Source organism: Kiloniella laminariae DSM 19542, from assembly GCF_000374005.1.
Classification (GTDB): domain Bacteria; phylum Pseudomonadota; class Alphaproteobacteria; order Kiloniellales; family Kiloniellaceae; genus Kiloniella; species Kiloniella laminariae.
This window is the reverse complement of record NZ_KB893135.1, coordinates 418080-439256: the sequence shown is the minus strand read 5'-3', so window position 1 is coordinate 439256 and position 21177 is coordinate 418080. Positions and strand designations below refer to the sequence as shown.

General features: G+C 54.8%; 21 protein-coding genes. 14 read left to right on the top strand and 7 right to left on the bottom strand.

The genetic code is table 11. From position 1 onward, the window contains the following. The first annotated feature begins 61 nt into the window (after window positions 1-61). Window positions 62-880, top strand: a complete 819-nt coding sequence (locus tag B152_RS0106905) for a cyclase family protein (RefSeq protein WP_020591672.1) — start codon at window positions 62-64, stop codon at window positions 878-880. A 26-nt stretch (window positions 881-906) separates the two neighbouring features. Here B152_RS0106905 and B152_RS0106900 read toward each other — a convergent pair whose 3' ends face one another. After that, window positions 907-2082 (bottom strand): MFS transporter, encoded by a 1176-nt coding sequence (locus tag B152_RS0106900; RefSeq protein WP_020591671.1) that lies wholly within the window; start codon window positions 2080-2082, stop codon window positions 907-909. 104 nt (window positions 2083-2186) lie between these two features. On the opposite strand from B152_RS0106900, the gene B152_RS0106895 reads away from it, so the two are divergent. Together B152_RS0106895 and B152_RS22835 are read left to right on the top strand one after the other, a co-directional pair. Further along, window positions 2187-2702: an Lrp/AsnC family transcriptional regulator gene (locus B152_RS0106895; protein WP_020591670.1), complete on the top strand. Its 516-nt coding sequence runs from the start codon at window positions 2187-2189 to the stop codon at window positions 2700-2702. A 1-nt stretch (window position 2703) separates the two neighbouring features. After that, a complete protein-coding gene (locus B152_RS22835) occupies window positions 2704-3363 on the top strand; it encodes a dienelactone hydrolase family protein (RefSeq protein WP_020591669.1) in 660 nt (219 codons plus the stop codon). On the opposite strand, the gene B152_RS0106885 is transcribed toward B152_RS22835, so the two are convergent. Beyond that, on the bottom strand, window positions 3329-4021 hold the full coding sequence (locus B152_RS0106885; protein ID WP_020591668.1) for an ArsR/SmtB family transcription factor: 693 nt from the start codon (window positions 4019-4021) through the stop codon (window positions 3329-3331). The genes B152_RS22835 and B152_RS0106885 overlap by 35 nt on opposite strands. A gap of 122 nt (window positions 4022-4143) precedes the next feature. Between B152_RS0106885 and B152_RS0106880 the strand changes: the two genes are divergently transcribed. The 6 genes from B152_RS0106880 (at window position 4144) to B152_RS0106855 (ending at window position 11472) form a co-directional block, all read left to right on the top strand. Next, on the top strand, window positions 4144-5070 hold the full coding sequence (locus B152_RS0106880; RefSeq protein WP_020591667.1) for a DMT family transporter: 927 nt from the start codon (window positions 4144-4146) through the stop codon (window positions 5068-5070). A gap of 97 nt (window positions 5071-5167) precedes the next feature. Continuing rightward, window positions 5168-6880: a PAS domain-containing sensor histidine kinase gene (locus B152_RS0106875; protein WP_020591666.1), complete on the top strand. Its 1713-nt coding sequence runs from the start codon at window positions 5168-5170 to the stop codon at window positions 6878-6880. Window positions 6881-7007: 127 nt separating this feature from the next. Continuing rightward, window positions 7008-8153: a lipid A deacylase LpxR family protein gene (locus B152_RS0106870; RefSeq protein WP_020591665.1), complete on the top strand. Its 1146-nt coding sequence runs from the start codon at window positions 7008-7010 to the stop codon at window positions 8151-8153. A gap of 85 nt (window positions 8154-8238) precedes the next feature. Further along, window positions 8239-8643, top strand: a complete 405-nt coding sequence (locus tag B152_RS0106865) for a carboxymuconolactone decarboxylase family protein (RefSeq protein ID WP_020591664.1) — start codon at window positions 8239-8241, stop codon at window positions 8641-8643. A 242-nt stretch (window positions 8644-8885) separates the two neighbouring features. Next, complete coding sequence (locus B152_RS0106860) at window positions 8886-9905, top strand: quinone oxidoreductase family protein (RefSeq protein WP_020591663.1); 1020 nt, start codon at window positions 8886-8888, stop codon at window positions 9903-9905. Window positions 9906-10041: 136 nt separating this feature from the next. Next, entirely contained in the window at window positions 10042-11472 is a 1431-nt protein-coding gene (locus B152_RS0106855) for an aldehyde dehydrogenase family protein (protein WP_342664232.1), read from the top strand. Window positions 11473-11567: 95 nt separating this feature from the next. Here the strand turns inward: B152_RS0106855 and B152_RS22830 are convergent, their stop codons facing one another. The 4 genes from B152_RS22830 to B152_RS0106835 form a co-directional block, all read right to left on the bottom strand. Continuing rightward, entirely contained in the window at window positions 11568-12344 is a 777-nt protein-coding gene (locus tag B152_RS22830) for a maleate cis-trans isomerase family protein (RefSeq protein WP_020591661.1), read from the bottom strand. Between the two features lie 80 nt (window positions 12345-12424). Next, window positions 12425-13612, bottom strand: a complete 1188-nt coding sequence (locus B152_RS22825) for a M24 family metallopeptidase (RefSeq protein ID WP_051082958.1) — start codon at window positions 13610-13612, stop codon at window positions 12425-12427. Between the two features lie 34 nt (window positions 13613-13646). Then, window positions 13647-14867 carry a diaminopropionate ammonia-lyase gene (locus B152_RS0106840; RefSeq protein ID WP_020591659.1) on the bottom strand — a complete coding sequence of 407 codons (1221 nt, stop codon included), beginning with the start codon at window positions 14865-14867 and terminating at the stop codon, window positions 13647-13649. A gap of 71 nt (window positions 14868-14938) precedes the next feature. Continuing rightward, window positions 14939-16117, bottom strand: coding sequence for a M20 aminoacylase family protein (locus tag B152_RS0106835; protein ID WP_020591658.1), 1179 nt, complete (start codon window positions 16115-16117; stop codon window positions 14939-14941). A gap of 128 nt (window positions 16118-16245) precedes the next feature. Here B152_RS0106835 and B152_RS0106830 point away from each other — a divergent pair, with 128 nt between their 5' ends. The 5 genes from B152_RS0106830 (at window position 16246) to B152_RS0106805 (ending at window position 20565) form a co-directional block, all read left to right on the top strand. Then, on the top strand, window positions 16246-16746 hold the full coding sequence (locus tag B152_RS0106830) for an Lrp/AsnC family transcriptional regulator (RefSeq protein WP_245549953.1): 501 nt from the start codon (window positions 16246-16248) through the stop codon (window positions 16744-16746). A gap of 176 nt (window positions 16747-16922) precedes the next feature. After that, window positions 16923-18101, top strand: a complete 1179-nt coding sequence (locus B152_RS0106820; protein ID WP_020591655.1) for an MFS transporter — start codon at window positions 16923-16925, stop codon at window positions 18099-18101. Window positions 18102-18303: 202 nt separating this feature from the next. Beyond that, window positions 18304-19161, top strand: a complete 858-nt coding sequence (locus tag B152_RS0106815) for a branched-chain amino acid aminotransferase (protein ID WP_020591654.1) — start codon at window positions 18304-18306, stop codon at window positions 19159-19161. Window positions 19162-19278: 117 nt separating this feature from the next. Continuing rightward, on the top strand, window positions 19279-20172 hold the full coding sequence (locus tag B152_RS0106810) for a DUF2628 domain-containing protein (protein WP_020591653.1): 894 nt from the start codon (window positions 19279-19281) through the stop codon (window positions 20170-20172). A 156-nt stretch (window positions 20173-20328) separates the two neighbouring features. Further along, window positions 20329-20565, top strand: coding sequence for a DUF3303 domain-containing protein (locus tag B152_RS0106805; protein ID WP_020591652.1), 237 nt, complete (start codon window positions 20329-20331; stop codon window positions 20563-20565). Window positions 20566-20799: 234 nt separating this feature from the next. Here the strand turns inward: B152_RS0106805 and B152_RS0106800 are convergent, their stop codons facing one another. Next, entirely contained in the window at window positions 20800-21153 is a 354-nt protein-coding gene (locus B152_RS0106800; RefSeq protein WP_020591651.1) for a VOC family protein, read from the bottom strand. Window positions 21154-21177: the final 24 nt, after the last annotated feature.

The following is a 21177-nucleotide window of genomic DNA, read 5'->3' as shown; positions in this document are numbered from 1 at the left end:
CCGGTATGGATCTTCTGGAGGAGGTGGAAAACAAGACCAGTCCAAGAGGGAGAAATACAAGATGTGTGACGCCTGTGTGATTGAATCCGTTAAAAGCAAAATGCTGTCCCGACGCGATCTCTTCAGATCAGCAACTGCAGGGGCTGCTGTCGCGGCACTCTCTGCAACCAGTTTTTCGGCACCGGTACTGGCAGGAGCCCCTGACCGGGTTGAGGACATGACGCACGAACTGCACGAGGACTTCCCGACCTATTTTGGCGAGCAGCAGTTTTTCCGGGATCAGAAGTTCAATTACGAAGAACACAAGTTCAATCTGCTTGAACTGAGGTTGAACGAACATACGGGAACCCATGTTGATGCGCCGCTGCACTTTTCCGAAAACGGACAGTCGGTGGCGGAGATCCCGATCAGCAATCTGGTGGTGCCGCTTTGCGTGATAGATATCCGGGAAAAAGCAGCGGCAGATGCCGATGCCCAGGTTACTCCCGATGACATCAAGGCCTGGATTGCCAAACACGGGGATATCCCCGATAAGGCCTGTGTGGCGATGAACTCCGGCTGGGACAAACATGTAGGCGGGACAATGTTCCGCAATGTCGATGCCGAGGGCAAGATGCATTTCCCCGGCTTCCATGTCGAAGCCGCGCAGATGTTGCTGGAAACCCCGGCCATTGGTATTGCGACAGACAGTCTGTCACTGGATTACGGTCAGTCGCCCGACTTTGCCACCCACTATGCCTGGTTGCCGGAAAACCGCTGGGGTCTGGAATGTATCGCCAATCTCGACAAGGTACCGGCTAGTGGGGCTGTGCTGATTGTCGGTGCACCGAAACATCGCGGTGGTACCGGCGGCCCGGCCCGGGTGATGGCGATGGTCTGAATGGCCCGACAATAAAACAAAGAAGATCAAGCCGGGTTGGCATCAGCCTGCCCGGCTTCCCTGCGTCGTTGCAGGCCGTCGATGATGGCGGGTAGAACACAAAGCGATGCGACCAGCGCACAGACGGAGAGACCAGAGAGTTCATAGAGCGGGCGAAAGCCCACCGCACCGATAAAGACACAGAGATAGGTCACTGTTGAATTAAGTCCCATTATTGCACCGCGCTGACCCGGATCGAGGGCCGTAAGCCTGCCGACGATCAGATTCAGCCCCAGGTGATTGATAAGCCCCCAGAAGAAACTGAAAGCAACCAGCAGATAGAAACTTGCAGTGACCAACGCTATTGAGAGATAGATCAGGCCAGCAGCGATGAACACAAATACTGCAACTTTCTTGGAGCCATGGCGGTCTATGAAAGGCGTGAAAAAAAGCGCACAGCCGAAACCGATGCCATAAAGAAGAGATACAATGCCCGCAATGGCGGGCGAGAGACCAAGTGCTTCTTGTAAATGGGCGCCAAGGTAGCTGTACACGCCGTAAAAAGGTGTCATGAATGCAGCGCTTACCATCAAACCTGACAGTATTCCGGGTACCCGCAGGGCGGTTAAGGGAGAGGTCGCCCGGTTGTAGTTAGCGGCGACACTCCAGGTTTTCTCGCGCGAACTGGCAAACTTCAGGCCAAGCAGGATCAGCACAGCGAGCAGACCCATGGCGGCAAAGGCTCCACGCCAATGGAAGAAATCGGCAATCAATGCCGAAAGACTGACCCCAATGACGAGACTGAGAGTCCAGCCTGTTAATACCAGTCCGAGGGTTTTGCTTTCCTGACCTTTTGGTGCCAACTCTGCTGACAGACCATAGGATGCAGGCAGGGCAATACCCGCAGCGATCCCGGCCAGAACCTGTCCACCGCATAAGAGCCAGAGCGAGGGAGCGGCGGCTGTAAGTAACATAGCAATTGCAAGCAGGATAAGGGCCATCTCCAGAGCCCGTTTCGCACCCATTTTGTCTATGCTCGGGGCGAGAAGCAGGGCGCTGGCGGCTGTGGCAATACCGTAGGCAGCAGAGGCGACCATGACATCAGCAGCCGTAATCCCGGGAAAAGAACGGGCAACAGCTCCCGCGATGGGGCTGAGAGCGAGCGCGTTGGAGCCGACGATGGCAACCGAAGCGGTCAGCAGAAAGATGGGAAAGGTGAACATGATAGTGACCTTGATGAATATACTGTCTTGTACGCTAATTGCCGAATGTAGTATTGTGAAGTGATAAATATGCGGAACAAATAAAACGAGATGTTATTCTGAAGATGCCAGATACTCCCCGTCTACTTGATGCGATTGACCGAAGAATATTAGGTGAGCTTTGCCAGAAAGCTGATCTCAGTTTTGCCGAGCTGGGGGAGCGAGTCGGACTTTCGGCCCCGGCAACCCATGAACGGGTCAAGCGTTTGCGGGCGGATGGGCGGATCAAGGGAACCACAGCCCAGCTTGATGGCCCGGCGATTGGGAAGCCGCTGTTGGCTTTTGTCCATGTGGATACCTCCGGCTGGGGCAAGTCGCCGGAACTCATGAACCTGACAGAACTTCCCGAGCTAGAAGAAATGCATTCCGTCACCGGGGATACCTGCATGCTTCTCAAGGTCCGCTTGCAGAGCAGTCAGGCGCTGGAGGGATTTCTCTCCCGGCTATACAAAGTCACAGGGGTAAGGGCGACACGTAGCTATGTGGCACTGTCGACCTATCTTGAACGAGGGGTGCAGGCGGGAATCAGCGAGGAGCTTCTGGAGACACCCGATCCCTCAATTGGATTTGTGGAACCCTGAGATGCTTGTCCTGGTGATCACGGATATCTGGGGGCGTGGCTCGGCTACAGACAGATGGGTGCTGGATTTGCAAAAGGCGGGGTATGAAGTCTTGCTGCTTGATCCCTATGAGGGCCAAAAAAGATCCTTTGCCAATGAAACCGAAGCCTATACCGCTTTTATAGAATGCTGTGGCCATGAGGGCTATGCGCGAAGGGTTGAAAGCGCGGTCGGGCAGATTGCTGTTCAGAAACCAAACAGTGGCCTTGTTCTGCTGGGATTTAGTGCAGGCGCATCCGCGGCCTGGCGTGTGGTCGGGTCCGGGGAAAAACATGGCATCTCTCATTTGATCGGCTTTTATCCCGGCCAGATCAGAAACAATCTGGGCCTATCTCCCGGCTGCCCTGTCACCTTGATCTTTCCTGCTGCGGAGGATCATTTTTCTGTTGATGATACAATTTCGGCGCTTCGGGAAAAGCAAGAAGTGGTTTGCTTTAAGGCAGAGGGTGCGCACGGGTTCCTGAATCCGCTCTCTCATAATTACTGTGCCAGTGAGGCCCAGAAGTACACAGATGTAATCTGTGCAGAGGAAAAGATTCTGATTGCTTTTGATGTAAGAAATGCCATCGCAGAGTTGGTGGGGAGCATTATGTCTGAAGAGGAAAGAGCTTCTGGAAGCTGAATTCGCCGGGTCTGGAAAACTCGACAATCCGCTGACCTTCGATCCGTTTGGCCCAGCCCTTGTGATAAAAATGCTCCAGCAGGGCGGTGCCGAGAGAGCCCGCGAGATGGCTGCGGCGGGCGCTCCAGTCCAGACAGGATTTGCACAGGGGGCGTCGTGACTGGTTGAGTGGGGAGATATCGACACCGAGATCGGCGATAAAATCGCGCCCCTGATCACTGAGGATCAGCATGTCTTCATCTTCTTGTGCCAGAAGAAAACCGCGGCTTAACAGGCTGTCATACATCTGCACGCCCAGTTCACCCGCCAGATGATTGTAGCAGACGCGGGCCTTGCGCAGGGCCGGGGCCTTGGGACCTGTACGGGTGCGGGTATGGCCTTTTTTTGCCGCCAGTCCCATCATGGTTTCAAGCAAGCTGCCAACATCTTCATCAGCCAGAGTGAAATAGCGGTGCCGTCCCTGTTTGCGCTGACGGATCAGGCCGCCACCTTCAAGCTTGCCCAAATGAGCCGAAGTGGTTTGCAGCGTAATGCCTGCCTCGGCGGCCAGTTCACTGGCTGTCAAAGCCTTGCCGCTCATCAGGGCAGTAAGCATGTTGGCGCGGGCAGGGTCTCCGATAAGGGAGCCCAAAAGGGTAATGTCAGGTCCTTCTTTCATACTTCGATCATAAACGAAGCATTAGGTTGTGGCAATGGTTCATAGTGCATTACATTTTGCCGTCAATCAATGATCCTGCCGCGAGGTCGGGGGCGGTTTTACCATGTGACTGGAGTTATAATATGGAAAGAACGGCCAGAATATCATCGCAGGATCGCTTTGATCCGCTACTCGAGTTTGTGTTGCTGGGTCTGCTCGCCTTGCTTTGGGGAGGCTCCTACCTGCTCATCCAGATCTCGCTTGAGACCATCCCGCCGCTAACTCTGATTGCTCTGCGGGTCAGTATTGCAGCGGTGTTACTTGGGGTGGTGATGAAAGGGCGTGGTGAAGCCCTGCCGAAAGACAAAACGACTTGGGGAATGTTATTTGTTCAGGCCTTGTTCAACAGTATTGGTGCCTGGACGGTTCTGGCGTGGGGGCAGCAATATGTCGAAAGCGGCCTGGCAAGTGTGCTCAATTCAACTTCTCCGGTGTTCGTTTTCTTTTTCATGTTGTTTTTTGTCCGTGGCGAAACACCGCCTTTGTTCAAATTATTAGGGGCCTGTCTGGGGATTATCGGTGTGCTTCTTATTGTTGGTCCAGAAGTACTTCAAGGGCTGGGAAGAGACGCGCTCGCCCAACTGGCTGTGTTGCTCGGGGCTGTGCTTTATGCCGGTGCAGCTGTTTATGGTAAACGGCTTTCGCATCTGTCGCCAACCGTAGCGGCAACAGGAACAATGATCTGGGCAGTATTTTGTCTTGTCCCGGCAAGCTTGCTGTTTGAGAAACCCTGGCAGGTTGAAATGTCAGAACGATCCATTTTGGCGGCACTGGCCCTTGCGATTTTTTCGACTGGTCTAGCTTTGTTGATTTATTTCCGTCTTTTACGGACGCTTGGGTCGCTTGGGGTTGCAAGCCAGAGTTATTTAAGAGCCGGGGTTGGTGTCGCACTGGGAACTTTTGTTCTTGGGGAACAATTTGATCTGTTCGTCGCAACAGGTGTTCTGATTGCGTTATCAGGGGTTGTTCTGATCAATATCAAGAACAAGAAAAAAGTGTTCATAAAATAACAATCTTTAGTGTGGATTATAGACAGGCTATCCAGCGATGATAGTAACCGCCTAGACAGGCACGAAGAATCAAGACGAGGCGATCAGGAGTATAGATTTGGCGGAGTTAACCGCGCAGGACGTGAAAGCTTTTGACATTTCTGATCTTGAAGAGATTCAGGATCTGTTCGGAGCGCTGAACAAACATGCTCTTGTTCTGGTCATGACGGAAGACCAGGTGATCAGCTATGCCAATCAGAAATACCTTGATCTTTGTGGTTTTACTGCTGACGAGTTGATCGGACAGCATGTCCGGGTTTTGCGATCCGGACATCATCCAGATGATTATATCGAGGATATCTGGGGAAAGCTCTATCAGGGCGAAGCCTGGTCTGGTGTCATCTGCGGGTTGAATCGGGAAGGAACCCATTATTGGGAAGATCTGACGATCACCCCTTTTTGTCGCAAGGTCGATGATCGTCGCCATTTTCTGTGCGTCAGTACAGATGTTACAGCTGCTAAAAACCGTGAACAGATTATAGAGGCCTATAACGAAACCCTGACGAATATCGCCAAGGGTTTGCCACTCAAAGATATTTTTGACCAACTTGTCCTGGGAGTGGAGGCAATCTATCCGCATATGAACTGTGCGGTGATGTTGCTTGAAGAAGGGCGTTATCTGCGTGGAACAAGCGGCCCAAGCCTGCCGGATGAGTATGTTAAAGCAATAGATTTTCTTGAAATCGGTGAAACAGTCGGTTCCTGTGGCGCGGCAGCCTGGGGGCAGAGGCTGGTGGTGATTGAGGATATCCTTAGCCATCCGAACTGGCAGCCATATCTTGAACTCATGTCCCACACAGCTTTTCGGGCCTGCTGGTCCCAGCCAATTATCGGCTCGGACCAGAAAACATTGGGCACCTTTGCAATTTACTATAAGACCGTTCGCCCTCCTGATCGGGCTGAGCTGGATCTTATTCTTTCCTGCGCCCAGATCTGCCGCGTGGCGATTGAAAGCTTTCGGGCGCGGCAGGAATTGATTGAACAGAAAAATCACGCGGAAGCAGCCAATTTGGCCAAGGGGGAGTTTCTGGCCAATATGAGCCATGAATTGCGCACCCCCTTGAATGCTATTCTGGGCTTTTCGGGGATCTTGCAAAAGGAGCTGTTTGGCCCGATCAATAACAAACGTTACCAGGGCTATATCGATGATATTGAGGGCTCGGCCAGCTTTCTGCTTAATATGATCAATGATATTCTCGATATCTCTGTGATCGAAACCGGGAAGCTCTTCCCCTTGCCACGGGTACTTTCCGTTATTGAGATACTGAAAAGCTGTGAACGACTGGTACGAAACCGGGCAGAGGAAGCCAGACTGACGCTTGCCATTCAACTGCCGGAAGAAGAATATTACATTCGGGCGGACGATCAGCATGTGAAACAGATCCTGGTCAATCTGCTGGTCAATGCGATCAAGTTTACGCCGGGAAAAGGACGGGTTTCTCTTACAGTCAAGCCGGTTGATCAAACAGAAGAAAGGATGGCGGATGTCGGGGAGCTTTCCTGTGCAGATGGTGCGGCCAAGCCTTTTATTGCTTTTGTGGTCGAGGATACCGGGGTTGGAATTGAGGAGAAGGATCTGACCAGGGTGCTCGAGCCTTTTTACCAGGTTCAGGGCAGCATGACTCGCAACCACAGCGGTGTTGGTCTGGGGTTGGCTCTGGCCCTGAAGCTGGCTCGTGCCCAGGGGGGGAACCTGAGCATCAAAAGTAAAGTGGGAGAGGGGACCCAAGTGATTGTGACCCTGCCCAGAGCAGATTATCCGGCTGCGTAATTTTTTGCTCTCGAAGCTTGGCCCGGGGCTGGCCCTTGAGAAGACACTGGACATATGTCCTTTCCCTGCCCTAAATAGCCGATGTTTCGAATCAGGTAATCAGATATAATCGGGGGTTCCTCTATCCATGCTGTCCACATCATTTATCTGGCTGCCCTGCCGCAGGCTGTTGATGACTTTGGGCGTTGTCGGGACCATTGCTGGGGGTGTGCTGGGGAATTGTTCTGTTGCCCTGTCCCAAACAGCTGCTCCGGAAGCAATTGATCCGCTGCAGGAGCAACCAGCCGTTATCGAGACACCGACGCTGGAGCAGCAGGCGAGGGGGCGGATTTTCGACAAAAAGCGGGACCAGATTATTACTCTGGTGATCGAGAATGATTCCCTGGGGGCTGCCGGAACTGACAAAAATTACACCAGCGGTGTCAGGCTGGGTTATCTGGATCTCAATGCGGATCTGCCGGAAGTGGCCTATGCGCTTGATGAGGTCATCCCCACCTTTGGCATCAACGATACCTCCAGTGTTTTTTATTCCGTAGGGCAGAATCTCTATTCGCCGGAAAATATCCGCCAGCGGGAGCAGGACCCGGATGATCGTCCCTGGGCGGCGCATCTTTACGGCTCCATGGGGCTGGTAACGATTACAGGCAATCACATCGATGAGGTCGAAGCCTCTGTCGGGATCGTCGGACCTGCGGCCCTCGGAGAACAGGCACAAAAATTTGTTCATACCCATGTGACCCCGGACAGTCCAACCCCGCGGGGCTGGTCAAATCAGCTCAATCACGAGCCGACACTTTCGCTTGGCTGGCAGCGTCGCTTTCCCAAGGCGCTCAGCGTCGAGGGGGCAGGTATGTCGCTCGCGGCATCCCCCTATTACGGGGCCATGCTGGGGAATGTGCACACCTTTGCCGATGTCGGGGTGACCTTCCGGCTTGCCCCGGAAAAAGACCAGTGGCAGGACAACCCGGTGCGGGTGCGGCCGGGTCTTCCGGGAACCGGAGCTTTCGAGGTTCCGGATGACGGCTGGAGCTGGTATCTTTTTGCCGGTGCCGAAGGACGGGCGGTTGCCCGGAACATTTTCCTCGACGGCAATACCTTCAGTGATTCTCACAGCGTTGACAAAAAGGTTTTTGTCGCCGACCTCAATGCCGGGCTGGCCATGACCTATGAACAGTACCGTATCAGCTATACCATGATCTACCGGACCAAAGAGTTCGACGGGCAGGATGACCCGGGTGTCTTTGGCGCTGTCAGTTTTGGTTATCAGTTCTAGGTTCTCTCAGCCCAGTAAAGCGGAGAGAACTTTCAGAGGCGATATAGTTGATATACTGTGTCATTGTCTTTGAGGAGAACTATCTATGTCCACTGTTTTGCCGCCGAAAAATCCTGAAAATGATCCCCGCGTCAAGACGGTGTTCGATGACATCCGGATGACACGCAAGACGGATTTTATCAATAATATCTGGCGTTACCTGGCTTTCGATCCTGACCTGCTGGAGCGAACCTGGGCAGAGGTCAAGGCGGTGATGGCGACCCCGTCGGAACTGGACCCCCAGACCAAGGAAATGCTTTATCTTGCCGTGTCGATCATCAACAACTGTGCCTATTGTGTGCACTCCCATACGGCGGGGGCAAAGGCAAAAGGCATGACGCAAGCCCAGCATGCCGAGCTGCTCAAGATCGTGGCGCTGGCTTCGAAAACCAATCAGCTTGCTGTTGCTCTGCAGGTTCCGACTGATCCGGAATTTCTGCTCCAGGAATAATCTGCTTCTTTTTTCGCAATCCAACCCTATATAGCAAAGAGCGTGTCGCGCCGGGGTTTTTCGGCTATACTGAAGATCTGAAATTTACCCCTGTGATAGCAGACAGTTCCTTTTTTGCTCGTCCTGAACTGAATATTTCTACTGCGAAGTTGTTCGTTAGACGAGCCAGTCGTTTTTTTAGAGTGTCACAATCGAAAAACATGTCCTGATAAAGTGCGGGGCTGAAAAACAGGTGAGAAGTCATGGCTTATGTAATCGTTGCCCAGAAAAAGGGTGGTCCCGAGGTGTTGCAACGGGTGGAGCTGGATCTGCCCGAGATGTCGAATCTTGGGCCTGACGAGGTGCTGGTGCGCCACACGGCGGTTGGCGTGAATTTTATCGACTGTTATTTCCGCAGCGGGCTTTATCCCTGGGACAAGGAAAAGGACCTCGTCCTTGGTAGTGAGGCCGCGGGCGAAATTATCGCTGTTGGCCCCTCCAGTGACGGGCAGGGCAGCGGCTTTGCTGTGGGCGATCGCGTGGCCTATACCATTGCCAACGGGGCCTATGCCTCGCACCGGGTGATGACGACAAAACATCTGGTCAAGCTGCCGGATGGTGTTGCCGACGAGGTGGCGGCAGCTTCGATGCTTAAGGGGCTGACTGCCCATTATCTTTTACACAAAAGCTTTGAGGTCAAGCGTGGCCAGACGGTGCTGTTTCATGCTGCGGCCGGGGGTGTCGGTCTGATTGCCGGGCAGTGGCTCAAGCATAAAGGTGTAATTGCCATTGGTACTGCAGGCGGCGCAGAAAAATGTGCGCTGGCGGCAAAGAACGGCTATGACCATGTGATCGATTACACCAGCGAGGATTTTGTCGCACGGGTGAAGGAGATCACGGGCGGAGCCGGAGTTGATGTGGTTTACGACAGTGTGGGCAAGGACACCTATCCGGGATCGCTGCAGTGTCTCAAGACCTTTGGGACGCTGGTCAGTTTTGGCCAGTCATCCGGGCCTGCTCTGGATTTTAAACTTTCGGATATTGCCGCGGGCTCCTATACGGTTACCCGGCCTGTGCTGTTTCATTTTACCAATTCGGAAGGTTATCTGGAGGCTGCAGCTGCCGAACTTTTTGCCATGCTTGAAAGTGGGACGATTAAAGTTGTGATCAACCAGAGCTTCCAGCTGGATCAGGTTGCCGATGCCCATCGTGCCCTTGAGGGGCGCAAAACCACGGGCTCGACCGTTCTGACCTTGAGCCATTCACTCGAGAGCGGGGGGTAGCGGAAAATCTCCTCTGGTTCGCTCTTTACTTCGGGCATTGAACAATGCTTGAATGTGTTCTGAATTTTTTACACGGACTTTGTTGCAGCACTGGTTTTGATCGACCGGTGGCTGGCTGGAGCTTTTAAGGAGAAGTGTGTTGCTGGATAAACGGAATTTTTACATCAATGGCGCCTGGGTAGCCCCGGCAAAACCCCGTGATCTTGAAGTGATCAACCCGGCAACCGAGGAAATCTGTGCCGTGATCTCTCTTGGCGACAAGGCCGATACCGATGCAGCTGTTGCCGCGGCACGGGCCGCCTTTGATCCCTGGTCGATGACCCCGAAAAAAGAGCGTCTGGATATGATCCGGGCGCTGCTGGAAGAATACAAGCGCCGCAACGATGATATGGCCGAAGCCATTTCCATGGAAATGGGCGCGCCGATTGACATGGCGACCAGCGCACAGGCCGGATCGGGCAGTTGGCATATCGAAGGCTTTATTGAAGCGTTTGAAAAGATGACGCTGGAAAGCAGACTGGCCAATGACGAGCTGATCGTGCGGGAGCCGATCGGTGTTTGTGGCCTGATCACACCGTGGAACTGGCCAATGAACCAGGTCACGCTCAAGGCGGTTCCGGCCATGGCTGTGGGCTGTACTGTTGTATTGAAACCTTCCGAGGTTGCGCCGCTGTCGTCCATCGTCTTTACCGAAATGGTGCATGCTGTCGGCTTCCCGGCCGGTGTTTTCAACATGGTCAATGGTGACGGTGTCGGTGTTGGTACCCAGCTTTCCTCGCACCCTGATGTGGACATGCTGTCCTTTACCGGATCGACCCGTGCCGGGGCGCTGATCACCAAGGCGGCGGCAGACACGGTCAAGCGCGTCACGCTGGAACTGGGGGGCAAGGGCGCAAATATTGTCTTTGCTGATGCGGATGACAAGGCGATTGAACGCGGGGTCAAACAGTGTTTTGGCAATACCGGGCAGTCCTGTAACGCGCCGACCCGTATGTTGGTTGAGCGGTCGATCTATGACAAGGCGGTGAAAATCGCTGCCGAGGCTGCTGAAAAAGTACGGGTTGGTGATCCGAAAGAACACGGCAATCATCTTGGCCCGGTGGTCAGTGATGTTCAATTTGGCAAGATTCAGGGGCTGATCCAGGTTGGTATCGACGAAGGCGCGCGCCTGATTGCAGGGGGTACGGGCCGTCCTGAAGGACTGGATCGGGGCTATTTTATCCGCCCGACCATCTTTGCTGACGTCAACAACGACATGCGCATTGCCCGCGAAGAGGTCTTTGGTCCGGTTCTGACCATGATTCCCTTTGATAGCGAGGAAGAAGCAATCCGTGTCGCCAACGACACCGTCTATGGCCTGACCAACTATATCCAGACCCAGGACAAGGAAAAAGCCAAACGTGTCGCCCGGCGCCTGCGCAGCGGCATGGTGCGGATCAACGGTGTTGATTCAGCAGCGGCGGCTCCGTTCGGGGGCTACAAACAGTCCGGTAACGGCCGCGAGGGCGGGATCTGGGGACTGGAAGATTTCCTTGAAATCAAACACGTCACCCAGTGGAAAGACTAAAACCGCTGAGGAAAGACTAAACGTCCTGTCTGGTTTTTTTCAGGCAGGCTAAAAACAAAACACCCCGCTGGAGTACAATCCGCCGGGGTGTTTTTTTAGGGCTTGAGGGTGAAGATCCGGTCCTTGCGTTTTGGCCTTGCCGTTATGTTCATCAGCTGCAGGGCGTGCCAGGCAAGGACCTGATTGCTGGTTAGGACGGGCTTTTTGAGCCGGACTTCCAGCTCTTCGACAACCTCGGCGGCACGCAGGGCGGTGCAGGAGATAAACAGCAGGTCAGCCTGGGGATCACAGCTGATTTCAGCCGCCCGGATCAGCGCCTCTGTCGGGACCATGGCGACGTCGATATCATCATCCATACCAAAGCCGGTGACGTTCAGCACCTCGAACCCCTGTTCGGAAAACCAGTCTGCCAGCGCGTGATTGATTTCATCAGGATAGGGGGTGAGGATCGAGATCCGCTTGCCGCCGAGGGCATCAATGGCGGCTTTGGCGGCGGACAGTGGTGTTGTCACCGGAATGCCGGGCCAGGCCTGCCGGATCAGGGTGGTGATGCGTTCGACCCCGATGGCAACCGAGCCGGAGGTGCAGGCATAGATCATGGCATCAACGCCGCGGCCGGGCATAATGCCTGACGCTGCGCGGGTGACATCTTCGGCCATGGTCCGCAGGTTTTCCAGGGTCAGGGGATTGGCGTTGAGCACCCGGTTGGTAAAGGCGGCCAGTCCCACAGGCAGCAGGTCCGGCAGCTCTTTTTCGAGCGTAAAATCTGTTCCAAGCATCAAAACACCGAGACTGCCCAGGGGCGCCCGGTCCTCGAGTTCAAAATCCCGGGGCAGAATGCTGAAGAGAGGCTGGGGATCTGATGGGCTCATGCTTGTTACCTGATGAAGTGAAGGGGCCTGTTCTTTTCGTCTTGGTTCTTCTGGTCTGGGTTTATAGTAGTCTCAAGGGGTTAAGAAATTATGGGCAGTTCCGCTGCTGCCCGGCGGCTGAGAAGCCGGGCACCTTCTTCTGTAATGACAATGTTTTCTTCGTGAACCATCTGTTTGCCGGGGGCATAGGTCATGCCGGGTTCCAGTGTTAACACGGCCCCGGGGTGTAATAGTGTGTCATCGCGCTCGCTGACCGAAGGGCCTTCGGTCAGCTGCATACCCAGCCCGTGGCCCATGCGTCCGACATCGTTGCTGAGGGCTCCTCCAGCCTCAAGCACCGCCCACATGGCAGCCCAGATATCGCGCAGGACTGCACCGGGGCGAGCAGCCGCAAAACCAGCCTCTGTCGCGCGGTAGACGGTGTCATAGGCCCGGCGGGTGGGATCGGATACCTTGCCAAAGGCAAAGTTGCGGTCAAAGTCACAGAAATAGCCGTCAAAGGTGGTGCCGGTGTCGATAATCAGAACATCACCCTGTTCAATAATACGATCAGAGGGCCCCATGATGATATTGTCATAGCCGTCAGGGCCGGAACCGCTGATCAGATAGGGTGAGTTGTCGGCGCCACGACGCAACAGGTCCATGCGGAAATCCTGACAGATCTCACGTTCGCTCTGTCCGCTGTGCATCCTTTGCGGCAGGTTTTCAAAGGCGGCAGACGCAAGATCGCAGATATGGTGGATCTTGGCGATTTCAGCCGGGGATTTGATAAAGCGCAACTGACGGATTAGGGGAGCACAGTCGATGATCTCTATCGCTGCAAGCCGGGTCGAGAGCTTCTGGAAATCCTGCAGGGGCAGACGCAGGAAAGTCTCATGCCCCATTGGCACCCCAAGCCGCCCGTAGCGGCGGGACAGGGCGGTGATGGTCTCTGCCAGCAAGGAAATGCCATCGTCTTCCGGTCTTGGAGCAGGCCAGGTTCTGATATCATCAAGCCAGGTTGCCATCATACCGCTTCGGCCAATTTCCGGAATGACGGCGACGGGTTTGCCCTTGAGCGGCACAACAAGAAACCACGGGCGGGTTGGGCTTTCCCAGAACTGGCTGTGAAAGCCGGAAAAATAACGGACCTCGGGTTCGGTGGTCAGCAGCAGGGCGTCAAGCTGCTGGGCGTGCATCTGTATCTGGGCGGCCATCAGACGCTGCTCAAATTCCTGTGGTGGAAAACCGCGGGGCGGCGTGAGGGATGGTTTTTGTTGTGGGAGCATTGCAAAGGCCTTTGTTGCAGGACGCTGTCGGGTATTACAGCACGCTGTCGGGGTGCTGCCCGACGAGAGTCTGATAGATTGCCGGGTCGGTGGCTCCTTCGGTTCCGATCACCATGATGCGGGCATTTATATCCAGCCCCAAAGTTTTTCTCAGATCGGTCTGGCGGCAGGCGGCAATGGCCCCGGCCAGCCCGGCCACGGCGGACTCTCCGGCGATGATTTTTGCCCCGGCTGTTCCGCTGGCCAGCAGGCGCATGGTCGGGCCGACAAGACTGTCATCAAGGGTCATGAAATCGTGGTTGCCCTGACGGAGGACTTCCCAGCCGAGCAGGGAGACCTCGCCACAGGAAAGCCCGGCCATGACAGTTTCTTCGGTAATCTCCACTGCGGTGGGGCGTCCCTGTCGCGCACTTTGATAAAGGCAGTCCGCCTGTTCCGGCTCCACCACAATAAAACGCGGGCGCTGTTTGCCCCAGGCCTGCCAGAGATGGGCGCAGACAGCCCCGGCCAGTCCGCCAACTCCGCCCTGCAGAAAGACGTGACTGGGCAGAGGTCCCTTGTCCAACAGCTCGATAATCTCGGAAGTCATGATCGTGTAGCCCGCCATGACGTTGCGCGGCAGATCCATATAACCTTCATAAGAGGTATCGGAGACGACAAACCAGCCGTTTTTGTTCGCATCTTTTGCAGCAGCATGGACCGAGGCGTCATAGTTTCCCTCGATCCAGATCACTTCTGCGCCCAGTTCTTCCACAGCTGCGGCCCGGCCTTTGCTGACCCCGGCGTGCATATAGATCTTGCAGGGGCAACCGAATTGCTTTGCCCCCCAGGCGACAGAGCGGCCATGGTTGCCATCGGTTGCGGTGATCACCGTGATACCTGCCGTCAGCGCACGGCAGCTGCCGCTGGTCAGCTCTGCGTCGGAGACAGACTTTCCAGTTTGTTTTTTGATCTGCTGGCGCAGCAGGCAGAGCACGGCATAGGCACCGCCGAGCGCCTTGAAGCTGCCGAGGCCAAAGCGGGAGGCTTCGTCCTTGTAGAGGACCTGGCCAACATCAAGGGACATGGCGAGATCCGGCAGGGACACCAGCGGAGTGGGGCTGTAGCCCTGCCAGCGGGTGATGGTGTCTCTGGCAGCCGTGCAATCGGCAGCCCCGAGCACAGATTGCAGCGCCAGAGGATAGTCTGCTGGACCAGCAACCGCCGGGTTATGGTGAATTTTAATCGGGGCCTGATCGAAGATCTCAAAGCTCATGGTCGGGTATCCTTATATATTCCGGATGTATTTTGGTCTGGTCTTCAATTGCGGGAGCAGGGAGCTGTGCTTCAGGGGAGCTGGTTTTCGACCAGCCTGCTCCAGAAGGCAGCGCCGACAGGCAGCAGTTCATCATTAAAATCATAGTCAGGGCTGTGCAGGCCAACAGAACCGGGGCCGTCTGCACCATTGCCGAGCAGCAGGTAACAGCCGGGTTTGTGTTGCAGCATGTGGCCAAAATCTTCCGAGGCCATGATCGGCTTGGCATCCTCGATGACCTTGTCTGCACCAGCCAGTTCCTGCGCCACCGCGAGGGCGGCTTCTGTCTCTGCCGGGCTGTTGATGGTGGCGACAAACTCGCGGCTATAGGAAAAGCTGAACTCTGCGCCATGTGCGGCACAGATTCCGGCGGCGATGCGCTGCATGGTCCGCTCGATCAGCTCTTGGATATCAGGGGAAAAACTGCGGGTATCGCCGCGCAGGATGACCTGATCCGGGATGACATTGCGCAGGCCGTTGGTGGCAAAGTCCGTGACCGACAGCACCCCGTTTTCGGTCGGGTTGAAAGTGCGGGAAATCACGCTTTGCAGGGCGGTGACAATTTCGGCCCCGATCAGGATCGGATCTATGCCCAGATGCGGCAGGGCGGCGTGGGTGCCCTTGCCCCTGATGATGATTTCAAAATTGTCCTCGCAGGCCATCACCGACCCGGATTTGATGGCAAAATGGCCCGTGGGCAGGGAGGGCAGGTTGTGCAGGGCATAAACGGCTTCCATGGGGAAGCGGTCAAACAGGCCGTCGTCAATCATGGCCAGGGCACCGCGCCCGTGTTCCTCGGCGGGTTGAAAGATAAAGATCACCGTGCCGTTGAACTGTCCGGTTTCGGCAAGGTTCCGTGCTGCCCCCAGCAGCATGCTGGTGTGGCCGTCATGACCGCAGGCGTGCATCTTGCCCGGATTTTGCGAGCGGTGGGCAAAGCTGTTGCGTTCGGCGATCGCCAGCGCGTCCATATCCGCGCGCAGGCCAATGGCTCTGTTCCCGGTCCCGCGTTTGAGCAGGCCGACAACCCCGGTACCACCGATGCCTTCGTGCACTTCAAGGCCGAAGTCCCGCAGCAGCTGCGCCACCTTTGCCGCGGTGCGGTTTTCCTCGAAACCCAGTTCCGGGTGCTGGTGAAAATCGTGCCGCCAGTCCCGCATGGCCTGTTCCAGACTTGCGTTCTGTGCGGGGGTGTTTGTCTGCTCTGACATGGTGGGCGTGGTCCCTCTGCCGGGTGCTGTATACTTACTGATAAGGGCATCATAGCGGGTTCTCTTTACGAAATTAATCGTAAATACCTTTATTTGGTCTGAAATTCGGATAACATCAGGCTTTTGGCGTGGAAAATCGGAACAAGGGAAAGTGGGATATGGCAAGGCTGGACGAATTTGATGCCCGCTTGCTCAATCTGGTGCAGAAGGACAACCGCCAGACCGCCGAGCAGCTGGGGGAAAAAATAGGACTGTCAGCCGCGGCCTGTCAGAAACGGCTCAAGCGTCTGCGCAGTCAGAAGATCATCGCATCAGATATCTCGGTGCTGTCGCCCGAGGCCGTGGGTCGCCGCCTGACCATGGTGGTCGAGGTGACACTGGAGCGTGAACAGCCCGAGGTGCTGGATGCCTTCAAGCGCAAGATGCAGCAAACGCCAGAGGTGATGCAGTGTTATTATGTGACGGGAAATGCGGACTTTATCATCATCGTCACGGCGCGGGACATGAAGGATTACGAGGATTTCACCCGGCGGTTCTTTTTCCAGAATTCCAACGTGCGCCGCTTTCAGACCAACGTGGTGATGGACAACGTCAAGGTGGGGCTGTCGGTTCCGGTTGAGGCGGAATAGGCTGGTCTCTGAGTTTTCTGTCTTAAGATCAAACTGCGGCTTTATCAGTGCCGCTGGATCTTGGTTCCCTCAGCTGGGAGTTGACTGTTGCAGCAAAACGCCTGATGATCAGGTAGAGATACAAATCAAGTCCTCCTGAATTCTCATAAATCTCCCTGTTGCTGAGAGATTGTCGTATGACCAAAACCGCAACCGGACTGCGCAGGATCCCTTCGGGGGTCTGGGTGCTCGGTTTTGTCAGTATGCTGATGGATATCTCGTCGGAGATGGTCCACAGCCTGTTGCCGCTGTTTATGGTCAGCACGCTTGGGGCAAGTGCGCTTATGGTTGGCCTGATCGAAGGCCTGGCTGAAGCGACGGCCCTTATTGTCAAAGTTTTCTCGGGGGCTCTTAGTGACTATCTGGGAAAGCGTAAGGGACTGGCCGTTTTCGGCTATGCTCTGGGTGCTGTAACNAAGCCACTTTTTGCCCTAGCCCCGACACTCGGTATTGTCTTGACTGCCCGGCTGCTGGATCGGGTTGGCAAAGGGGTTCGCGGGGCACCGCGCGATGCCCTTGTGGCCGATATTGCCCCGCCAGAAATACGGGGCGCCGCGTTTGGTCTGCGTCAGTCACTTGATACTGTCGGGGCATTTCTGGGGCCACTTCTGGCTGTTTGCCTGATGCTGCTCTGGGCCAATGACTTTCGCGCGGTGTTCTGGGTGGCGGTTATACCGGGGTTTCTGGCTGTTGGTTTGCTGATGTTCGGTGTGCGTGAACCTGCCAGACAGGGAAGCGAAAAGCGTCGTAACCCGATCAAAAAAGAAAATCTCCGACGTTTGGGGGCGGCATACTGGTGGGTGGTGGGGATTGGGGCGATCTTTACGCTGGCCCGTTTCAGCGAAGCCTTTCTAGTGCTTAGGGCGCAACAAGGCGGTATTCCATTGGCTTTGGTGCCGTTGGTGATGGTCGCGATGAATTTGGTCTATGCTGCCTCGGCCTATCCCTTTGGCAAGCTGTCAGACAGGATGAGCCACAGGATGCTTCTGTCATTGGGGTTGCTGGTTTTAATCGCTGCTGATCTGGTGCTGGCGAGCAGCAGCGGCTGGATGACTGTTGCCATTGGCGTTGCCTTGTGGGGTATCCATATGGGGATGACGCAAGGATTGCTTGCAACCATGGTGGCTGACACGGCGCCTGTGGACCTGCGCGGTACAGCCTATGGATTTTTCAACCTTGTCAGTGGGGTGAGCATGCTGGTTGCCAGCGTGGTGGCAGGGTTGTTATGGGATCAACTTGGCGCATCTTTCACGTTTTACGCCGGGGCCGGGTTTTCCTTGCTGGCATTTCTTGGCCTGATAATCAAATCGCGGTAAGTGTTTGTGATTGGCCTATTCTCAAGGATATTTGAAGTCTGAATAAAAGCCATCGGTGCTGCCGTTCTAAATTATCACCCGGGCTATTCATATTTCGGGAATGGTCTTTGCAAAAATACGTGCTTGAACTGCCCGGTCAGACTGAATAAACCTGAAGATGTAAATTTTAAGGTAAAACCCAGCAGCAGAGAAAGTTCGGGACATGGCAATCGGTGAAGTAATCTGGACCTATTTTGACGGCGCGTGGCATCAGGGCAATCTGCCAGTGATGGGCGCGGCAGATCATGGCACCTGGCTTGGTTCGCTGGTGTTTGACGGGGCGCGGTCTTTTGAGGGGGTGGTGCCGGATCTGGATCTGCATTCGGCCCGGGTCAATGCCTCGGCCGAGGTGATGGGGCTGAAGCCAACCATGACCACACAGCAACTGGTTGATCTGACGCTGGAAGGCCTGAAGAAATTTGCCCCGGATGCGGCGGTTTATATTCGCCCGATGTACTGGTCAACCGAAGGCGGTACCGGAACCGTGGTGCCGGATGCCAACTCCACCGCGTTCTGTCTTTGCCTGGAACAGTTTCCCATGGCCCCGGCGACCTACAGCCAGACGCTTTGCCGGACCCAGTTTGTCCGCCCGATGGTCAGCATGGCCCCGGTCAATGCCAAGGCTGCCTGTCTTTACCCGAACAATGGCCGCATGATCCGCGAAGCCCAGGCGCGCGGTTATAACAATGCGCTGGTTGCTGATGCCCTGGGCAATGTGGCGGAAACCGCCACCTCGAACATCTTTATGGTCAAGAACGGGGTGATCTATACTCCGGTTCCCAACGGCACCTTCCTCAACGGCATCACCCGTCAGCGCGTGATCGGATTGTTGCGCGAAGCCGGGCGGGATGTGCGCGAGACAACACTGAGCTTTGAAGACTTCCTTGGCGCAGATGAGGTCTTTATGAGCGGCAATATCTCGAAAATTACCCCGGTGGTGAAGTTTGAAGAGCGGGAATACCCCATGGGTCCGGTGGCCAAGCTGGCTCGTGAGCTTTACTGGATCTGGGCCAAGGCCTGATCCGCCTTCTATATTGATAAATAAGGGGGTGTTCTCTATCGGGAACACTCCTTTACAGTTCTCGCGTTAAATTTTCAGGTCGATTTTTTTGGTGAACTCTCTGGGGGGAGAGACGGTATGGGTAAAGAGCCGGATAATAGTTCTGGGCAAAATCAGAACAGTGATGAGCTGGATGCTGCTACTGGATCAGCGGTGGACGCGGAATTTTCCACTGAAGCTACAGCAGGGGATACTGCGACTTCTGACGCCACAGTTGATCAGGTGACAGGGGACAGTAAAGGCAGTGAAGACAGCGACGAAGATCTGCTGCGCCTGTTTGTCGGGCCCAATGCCGAAAAGTTCATCAAGATCTATCAGGCACAGCAGGCAAAAAAGGCCGGGATGACCTTTAACTGGGCCGTGTTGATCGCAGCCTTGCCCTGGCTCTTCTATCGCAAGCTCTACCTTACTGGATTGGCTGTGTTACTGCTGCCGATGCTGTTGCTGTATTTTGTACCCGAGGTTCCCAATAGCGCGATGACAGGCCTTTCTGTGGCCTTGGTTCTGGTGGCAAATTCCTACTATGTCTCCATGGCCCTGCGGCAGATCAAAAAGCTGAAGGCACAGAACCTTTCGAGAGAAGAACTACATGAACGCCTCAAAAAATCCGGGGGCACCTCGACCGCTGGCGCAGTGATTGGTGGTGGGATTGTCGCTGTGCTTCTGGCTTTGACGATCTATAGTATTACAAACGATGAATTGCCGGGCTGTGACGATGCCACGGTACGGGACATTGCCGAGGAACTGGTGATCGATGCCTTTGGCACATCTGACCTGAGGCTCAGATACTTCACCCCCGTTGCTCCTTCCGGTGTCTTGGCTGAACAAGAGGCAACCCGAAATATCTGTAGCTTTACCGTTGAACTCGGCGACGAGCAGCTTGATATTTTCCTTGCTGTTACCTGGCAGGACAAAACCGAAGGCCTGTTCCAGGTCCAGCTGGGTGAAAGTCCGGAAGCGTTGATGCAGTAGGACTTTGCTCAAGACTGGTTACGTGAACATTTTGTTGCTGTGATAACGGCCAAATATCCGACTTCCATGGTCTGATTGAAATAGGCATGATGTTGCAATTCTGCTGAATACAACTTGGAGCAGGCCACTACCTGTACCAACCTAGAGAAGTATCAAATGAAAAAATTTATGGTGATCGAACGTTTTAAGGCAGATTGCTGGGAAGCGGCCTATGCAAGGTTCAATAGCGAGGGTCGAATGCTCCCTTCGGGCCTCAACTATCTTAATTCCTGGCCAAGCCGGGAAAACTCGGTTTGTTATCAACTTATGGAAACAAGCGCCCCAGAGTTGTTCGAATTGTGGTTTGCGAAATGGAATGATCTTGTTGAATTTGAACTGGTTCCAATCGATTAGGTTTCAGTTTGGGACCAAGCCGGTAAGGAATTTTAAGTAGCGGTCAAAACCTTCTACCAGTCAGAACTTTCAGGTGGAATTCAGCTGAGGAGCCTGGCGCAATCGAAGCTGTGGTCGTTGCCGCTAAAATCCTTAAAGGGGATCATGGGGAGGTTGAAGTTTTTTCTCCCCTGTGATCGGGATAGCAGTTTTTCTGGTGTGGCACCGATTTTCGTTTAAACAACTGATCCCAGATCACTTCTCTGACCAGACGGCGAGCTGGTTGCCGTTGGGGTCGGTGAAGTGGAAGCGGCGGCCGCCGGGGAAACTGTAGGCGGGTTTGATGATCTGGCCGCCAGCGGATTTAATGCTGGTTTCGGTTTTATCCAGATCTTCGGCATAAAGCACCACGAGAACACCGGGGGAGTTGACCGGCACCTTGTCTTCCCGGTTAAAGCCACCATCGATCCCGGCACCGTCAAAGCTGAGGTAATCCGGGCCCCAGTCGGTAAAACGCCAGCCAAAAGCCTTGTTGTAAAAGCTTTTGGTTTCACTGTTTTTGGTCATCGGCAGTTCGATGTAATTGATTGTGTTGTTCTGATGGGACATGGCTTGGTTTCCCTGTTTTCTGCT